General features: G+C 55.3%; 8 protein-coding genes and 1 pseudogene. 4 read left to right on the top strand and 5 right to left on the bottom strand.

Going from position 1 to position 6,578, the window contains the following annotated elements; genetic code table 11:
* The 3 genes and pseudogenes from ACOZKU_RS07730 to ACOZKU_RS07720 all read right to left on the bottom strand — a co-directional run.
* Positions 1-97: pseudogene (locus ACOZKU_RS07730) on the bottom strand (IS6 family transposase); the annotation flags it as partial.
* 62 nt (positions 98-159) lie between these two features.
* A complete protein-coding gene (locus ACOZKU_RS07725) occupies positions 160-435 on the bottom strand; it encodes a hypothetical protein (RefSeq protein ID WP_421578381.1) in 276 nt (91 codons plus the stop codon).
* Positions 436-586: 151 nt separating this feature from the next.
* A complete protein-coding gene (locus ACOZKU_RS07720; protein ID WP_027687039.1) occupies positions 587-796 on the bottom strand; it encodes a cold-shock protein in 210 nt (69 codons plus the stop codon).
* A 403-nt stretch (positions 797-1,199) separates the two neighbouring features.
* Between ACOZKU_RS07720 and ACOZKU_RS07715 the strand changes: the two genes are divergently transcribed.
* The 3 genes from ACOZKU_RS07715 (at position 1,200) to ACOZKU_RS07705 (ending at position 4,213) form a co-directional block, all read left to right on the top strand.
* The gene (locus ACOZKU_RS07715) at positions 1,200-2,642 is read left to right on the top strand and encodes an ATPase domain-containing protein (protein WP_421578368.1); all 1,443 of its coding nucleotides are present in this window, start codon (positions 1,200-1,202) and stop codon (positions 2,640-2,642) included.
* Positions 2,639-3,682 carry a sensor histidine kinase gene (locus ACOZKU_RS07710; protein ID WP_421578367.1) on the top strand — a complete coding sequence of 348 codons (1,044 nt, stop codon included), beginning with the start codon at positions 2,639-2,641 and terminating at the stop codon, positions 3,680-3,682. The genes ACOZKU_RS07715 and ACOZKU_RS07710 overlap by 4 nt, the downstream gene beginning before the upstream one ends.
* Positions 3,683-3,841: 159 nt before the next feature.
* Positions 3,842-4,213, top strand: a complete 372-nt coding sequence (locus ACOZKU_RS07705; RefSeq protein ID WP_421578366.1) for a response regulator — start codon at positions 3,842-3,844, stop codon at positions 4,211-4,213.
* A gap of 229 nt (positions 4,214-4,442) precedes the next feature.
* On the opposite strand, the gene trxC is transcribed toward ACOZKU_RS07705, so the two are convergent.
* On the bottom strand, positions 4,443-4,877 hold the full coding sequence (gene trxC, locus ACOZKU_RS07700; protein ID WP_421578365.1) for a thioredoxin TrxC: 435 nt from the start codon (positions 4,875-4,877) through the stop codon (positions 4,443-4,445).
* A gap of 479 nt (positions 4,878-5,356) precedes the next feature.
* Between trxC and ACOZKU_RS07695 the strand changes: the two genes are divergently transcribed.
* A complete protein-coding gene (locus ACOZKU_RS07695; RefSeq protein WP_421578364.1) occupies positions 5,357-5,749 on the top strand; it encodes a response regulator in 393 nt (130 codons plus the stop codon).
* Positions 5,750-5,829: 80 nt separating this feature from the next.
* Here ACOZKU_RS07695 and ACOZKU_RS07690 read toward each other — a convergent pair whose 3' ends face one another.
* Positions 5,830-6,324, bottom strand: a complete 495-nt coding sequence (locus ACOZKU_RS07690) for a lipocalin family protein (RefSeq protein WP_421578380.1) — start codon at positions 6,322-6,324, stop codon at positions 5,830-5,832.
* Positions 6,325-6,578: the final 254 nt, after the last annotated feature.

Below are 6,578 nucleotides of genomic sequence, written 5' to 3'. Positions count from 1 at the left end.
AGCTAAGCGGGAACCGATAATAGAGCCATACGGCATGGGCAATGATCTCAGCGGGAAAGCGGTGGCGTCTGAAGTGGACATGCGGGGCTTCGGTCATGAAAACCCGATACCAAGTCAATTCCAACCAGGCGGTTAAGGCGACGCCACCGGTGAGGCGCTTCAGACCCGATCGTATGTGAACGATGTAAGAAGGCTTGTGACGAAATTGCTCGACTTCTCTTTGACGAGAACTTCGGTCCACTCGTCGGTCCCCCGCAGCATCAGCCCGGTGTAAATACTGTCGACGGCAGCCTCTTCGATCCGCTTGATATGACCGTGAAACGAAGCCTCGTCGCCGGATCTATAGAGGTCGCGAACGACCATCCTCAGAATTTCCTGGATCGCAATTTGCCATGCTGTGTTGATGGCCTGAAGTTCACTGGTTTTCTCGGTAATTGGATCACTCGTGATTTCTGGCAGGTCTTGCCGCAGGCGTGTGGCCGTGGGTGTTAGGCACAAAAAAAGGCCAGGCAATCTGCCTGACCTCGGTTGGTAATTGCTTTCGACAGTGCCAGTACATCCGTGGTCAAAGGAAAGCAGTTACCGATTATACAGCTTGCAGGTTGCAGGCAGACATCTTGCCCGACTTGTTGTCGCGCTCAAGGTCGAAACCGATCTTCTGGCCTTCGACGATTTCGCGCATTCCAGCACGCTCGACGGCAGAGATGTGAACGAAGGCGTCAGCGCCGCCGTTGTCAGGCTGAATGAAGCCGAAGCCCTTCGTGGAATTAAACCATTTTACGGTGCCAGTGGTCATGATGAACCCTTTCATAGCAATATAGACGACCGCAACGCAAAGCATTGCGGATGATGATAACGATCGTTTTAAAGGGAGGGTTCGTTCAAAACGCGGTGCTAGTCGCGTGGTAACCAAAGCTCGGCAAGAAAAAATCGATAACTCATCTTATAGGCATCATGGGTCGAGGCGTCAACTATTAGTTTTCTACGGCACTATCCCACAGGCGCCTCCCTTTAATCAGTGGGAAAAACTAATCCGGTTACCGCAACTGGTTTCCTCATAATGCGAGGGTCATGTTTGCACCCTCCACAGGGATCATTGAAGTTTTTAGAAAGGCAAATATATGATCAAAGTGGCTCTTCCCTGGATGGCGAGCGCCATCGATTTTAATAAGCGCCGAGCATCTTAGCGGAAGTCGAACATGCCCAAACCGAAGAAGTCCACCGTCGTTAGCACCGGAATCGCAGGATTGAACGAAATTCTGCGCGGAGGCCTTCCTGCATCGAACCTCTACATGCTTCAGGGTGCGCCGGGATCGGGCAAGACCACAGCCGCGCTGCAGTTTTTGCGCGCCGGTGTCGAGGCTGGGGAGAGCTGCATCTATGTCACGCTTTCGCAGACAGCCGCAGAATTGGAAGCCATTGCCGTGTCGCACGGCTGGACCCTTGAAGGCATCCGTGTTGAAGAGCTATCGACATCAGGGACCGTCAGTGAAGCCGACGACCAGAGTATATTTCTGACGGCAGATCTGCGGCTGGACGAGACTAGGAAAGCCATTGAAGCAGCGATCGAGGCGCACAAGCCTCGCCGCCTCGTCTATGATTCTCTGCTCGAAATCCGGCTCATCACCGGCGATTCCCCTCGCTTTCGCCGTGAATTGATCGGTTTCAAGTCCTTCCTTGCGAAGCGGAACGTGGTCGCGCTGTTGCTCGATACCCAGACGCCCGGCTACGATCGCAGCGGCGAGGAGGTCGAGGGGCTCGCCCACGGCGTTATCCGGTTCGACAAGTCGCTGGAGGAATATGGTGGCGTGCGCCGCCGTATCGAAGTCTCCAAGATGCGCGGCGTGCCGATCGCCGACGGTTATCACGATATGGCAATCCGCGAGGGGCAGGGGGTCGTCGTTTTTCCGCGTATCATGTCCAGCGCCACCGTAGAAACGGCCAAGCCGCAGTTGATCAAATCCGGTGTCGCCGAGCTCGACGAGATGTTCGGCGGTGGCCAGGAGGCCGGGACCACGACGCTCGTCATCGGGCAGTCAGGTACTGGCAAATCGACCATGTCGTCCCTCTATGCCACCGCGGCGCTCAAACGGGGTGAGAGTGTGGCGCTCTTCCTGTTCGAGGAGCGGTTGGAAACCTTCTTCCGTCGTTCTGAGGGCTTGGGCATGGAACTCAGGCAGTTCCACAAGGATGGCAAGCTCATCCTGCGGGACTTCAATCCCAACGAAATCTCCCCCGGCGAATTCGGGCAGATCGTTCAGGACGCCGTCACGCAAAACAAGTCACGGGTTGTGGTCATCGATAGCCTGACGGGATACCTGAATTCTCTGCCCCATCGCGAGAAAGCGGTTCGCGACATCCAGTCGCTGCTGAAGTACCTTGCCCGCTCTGGTGTCCTAACCATGTTGATCGTTGCTCAGCACGGTCTGATCGGACAGAATGTCGGTATCGATGTGGATGTCAGCTTTCTCGGAGATACCGTTCTGCTTCTGCGGATCATGGAGCACGAAGGGCGCTTACGCCGGAACATCACCGTGGTCAAGAAGCGTCACGGTCCCCACGATCTCAACATCCGTGAGCTGATCATAGAAAGCGGAGGCGTCAGCGTCGTCGCCTACAATCCTCTCCCAGACCCGAAATGAATGGCGTCCCGGTCGATAGCGAGCTGGACTGGGTGCTCGTCCTTGCTCCGTTTCGAAAGGACGCCGATTACGTCGCTGCTTTCCTTCGAGAACAGAAGATCGAGGTCAAGGCCGCCAAGGTCGACGGGGATCTGGTCGAGCATCTCGCTTTTTCTCCAGGCATCATCGTCATCACCCACGAGGCACTGAACCCGCAGGTTGTTGCACGGATTGCCACGCATCTTGCGGAGCAGCCCGACTGGTCAGAAGTGCCGATCATCGTTCTTTTGGAGCGCAAGGCGCCCATTGAACGCATTCGCGGACAGTTGCTGATTTCATGGCCGGGCTCGCGTCTGTTGTTCCACACGCGTCCGATCGCCCCGTTGGAACTCGTGAACGGGATCCAGTCGAACCTGTTGGTGCGGCTGCGCCAACGCCAGGTTCGCGATTCCATCGAGCGAGAGCGCCAGCTGCGGCTGGAGCTCAATCACCGGGTCAAAAACATTCTCGCGAGCGTCACCTCGATCTTCCAGATGACACGGCGCGGTGCCACGTCCGTCGAGGGACTGGCAAGCGATTTCGCCGGTCGGCTGCAGGCGCTATCCAACGTCCACAGCGCGGTCTTTGAGGCCGGTGGCGAGGAGGTTTCGCTTTCAGCCGTCATTGACCTGACGGTCTCTCCCTACAACAGCGCCGGCTTGAGCCGCATTCATGCCAGTGGGCCGGATATCGTTGTCAGCCGCGATGCAGGTACGACCATCGCATTATGCCTCCACGAGCTGATCACGAACGCCATCAAATATGGCGCGCTTTCCCATCCCGATGGACATGTTGACCTCCTGTGGTTTGTGGCCACCAACGGGAGTTCCGAACTCTCTCTGGACTGGACGGAAGTCGGGGGGCCGGCTGTGCGGGAACCGACGCGGCAGGGCTATGGCACTCGATATGTGCGCTCCGCGCTGGGATCGTTATTCGGCACGGTTCCGGAAATCCTCTTCGCGTCAGGTGGCTTTCGCTTGTCAGTGAGCGGGGCTCTGTCACGGATTTCGGCAAGACAATAGATTGCGCCATATCCTCAATCACGAATTGAAAGCGCCAGTTGCTGTAACTTGCTGAAAGATTAATATCTCTCCTTGGATCAAACTATCTCTCTGCGCGTTCATCAGGTTCGCATAGTAAAAAGACACGTGTGAAAGCGTCAACTGCGGAGAGTCTGAGGGATGACGCGAAAGGGGACCACAGTCATTGTCGTTGAAGACGAGGCTCTTGTAAGGCTGGATATCGTTATCTCGCTTGAGAACGAAGGATTCATTGTGCTCGAGGCCTCAAACGCCGACGACGCCATCGACATTCTGAATGCCCATCCGGAGATCCGGTTGATGTTCACCGATATCGACATGCCGGGCAGTATGGACGGCTTGAAGCTGGCGTCCGCTGTTCGCGACAGGTGGCCCCCGGTGAAGATCATCGTGGCTTCTGGCCACCGTCAATTGAGTGATGAACTTTTACCCGTCGAGGGCAGGTTTTTCAGCAAACCGTACGATCACGGCCTCGTCATCGCGACCATGAGAGAAATGCTGGCCGCAGCCTAAGCTTTCACCCGAGGGAGAGCCTGGCCTTCCCGAGGCTTTTAAAGATGAATGCCTGAAATTTCCCGCCGGATCCTCGTTTCTATGAACAGATAAGTGATATTGACTGGCCGTCGGTTCGAAACCTTTCAAGGCGACCTAAACATTTGAATGCAGAAATAATTTTCTGCGCTGCCTAGAGAAATGATGACGTTTTCGGTGCGAAAACTTCAGAGTACTCGCTGCGACGTGGCTAAGGCATTGCCAGTTGGTCGATCCAGCGCTTCAATTCCCCGCTGCTCAATGCGCCGCTGCGACGGCCGATCTCCTTGCCGCCCTTGAACAGGATCAATGTCGGAATGCTCTGTATGTGAAACCGGGCCGCAAGCTGTTGTTCGGCCTCGGTGTCAATCTTTCCAAACCGCAGCCTTGGCTCCAACTCCGCCGCAGCTGCCTCGAACACAGGGGCCATCGCCCGGCACGGGCCGCACCAAGCCGCCCAGAAATCAACGACGACGGGGAGGTCTTCTGACTTGATCTGACGATCAAAATTCGCACGGGTCAGGTTGATCGGATGGCCTGCAAACAGAGGTGATTTACATGTAGCGCACTGCCCCTTTCTCGCATCTTTTTCGTCAGACACCCGATTGAGTTGACCGCAGTTGGGACAGGGGATGGTTCTGGACATTGCTTTCGACCTCTAGTCGGCATCATAACGGCGAGATAGCACCTGGCTCTTCCGGCTGGCGTCAATGCGAGCGATGAGTGACCGTACCCCTAACATCCCGGAATTTCTTCATGTGCGAAGCACTCGATAGATCGCCGGGATGACGAGGACGGTCAGCAGGGTCGAAGAGATCAACCCGAACAGCAGCGAGATCGCCAGCCCCTGGAAGATCGGATCGGTCAGAATCACGGCCGCAGGAATATTGGCCTTGGTGATCCAAAACCATCCGCACTGCTCGGGCGCGGACTTCCGATGAAAATTTGTTCGTTGTCTTGCTCATATCGGCTCCACTCTCTCAGAAGTTGGAGCCTCCGGCAAACCCGGTGCGGTTCAGATTAGGATCAGCAAGACAACGTGGGAGCGGAACACCGGTTACCGTTCATCAGGTTCGCATAGTCGAAAAGACACATGTGACGCGTCAACTGCGGAGAGTTTGAGGGATGACGCAAAAGGGGATCACAGTCGTTGTCGTCGAAGACGAGGCGCTCGTAAGACTGGATGTAGTTATATCGCTTGAGAAGGAAGGGTTCATTGTGCTCGAGGCCACAAATGCTGACGACGCCATCGACATTCTGAACGCCCATCCAGAGATCCGGTTGATGTTCACCGATATCGACATGCCGGGCAGTATGGACGGCTTGAAGCTTGCCTCTGCTGTTCGCGACAGATGGCCCCCGGTCAAGATCATCGTGGCTTCGGGTCACCGTCAATTGAGCGACGAGCTTTTACCGGTTGAGGGCAGGTTTTTTAGCAAGCCATACGATCATGCTCGCGTCATCGCGACCATGAGGGAAATGCTACACGCCATCGCGTTATCTGGTCTTGGCCCGTAGTCTTGAAAGCACAACCACGACCGAACTGAATTTCGTCATCCTTCAACGGTGGCTTTTCGGAGAGGCCACACATTGATATTTTAGCGAGCTGCCGGAAACTCGAGTTTACTTACATCATATCCGAGCTCTCTGGCCTTGCGGACCATGCGTTGCAGGCGCGCCTTCGAAGGGACCGTTCTTGAGTAAATCCAAAGATCCTTCATCGACGGGTTGGCACTGATGAACCAGGTTTTATCCGGCGATTTGTAGAGAACCCAGTAATTGAACGTGATCAGTAACGGATAACGGACACGCATTTTCGCGTTTGTCGTGCCAAAGTCCTCGATCTTTCCGGTTCCGTTGACTGTCTTTAGACGACCTTTCGGCGTATCGACATGACATCCATCCTCGACGAGGACCTCGTCAGGTGTCTCGCCCCTTCGGTAGGTCGAGTAACCGGCTACGCAGCCATCGGTCAGGAACATTGGCGTCCTTCCGATCTCCAGCCATGTACCGGTATAGTGGTCGGGCCCAACCCTGGCGACTTTTGGCGCTGCAGCAGCTCCAGTTGTGAAACTGACCATCAGACCTGTCATAAGAAAAAAGAAGATCCGAATGCCACTATTTGGGTGCATAACGACGTCCTTTGTAAAGATTTGGTCACCAAACGGTCATCTCGCTGATCGCGTTTGGCGAGCCGGATTTGCCAGCAACGCATCGCGGCATAGTCCTGACCATCCTGTTTCTCGTTGACGATCAGATGCGATAAACTTGTATACGAAGCAGCGAACCGTTCGGTTTCCCAGAAGCCTTAAAAATCTCGATAAGTTCGCGGTTTGCGAACCAACCT

The organism is Shinella sp. M31 (genome assembly GCF_049199205.1).
GTDB lineage: Bacteria > Pseudomonadota > Alphaproteobacteria > Rhizobiales > Rhizobiaceae > Shinella.
The sequence above is the reverse complement of the archived record's forward strand: the minus strand, read 5'-3'. Positions and strand labels throughout refer to the sequence as shown.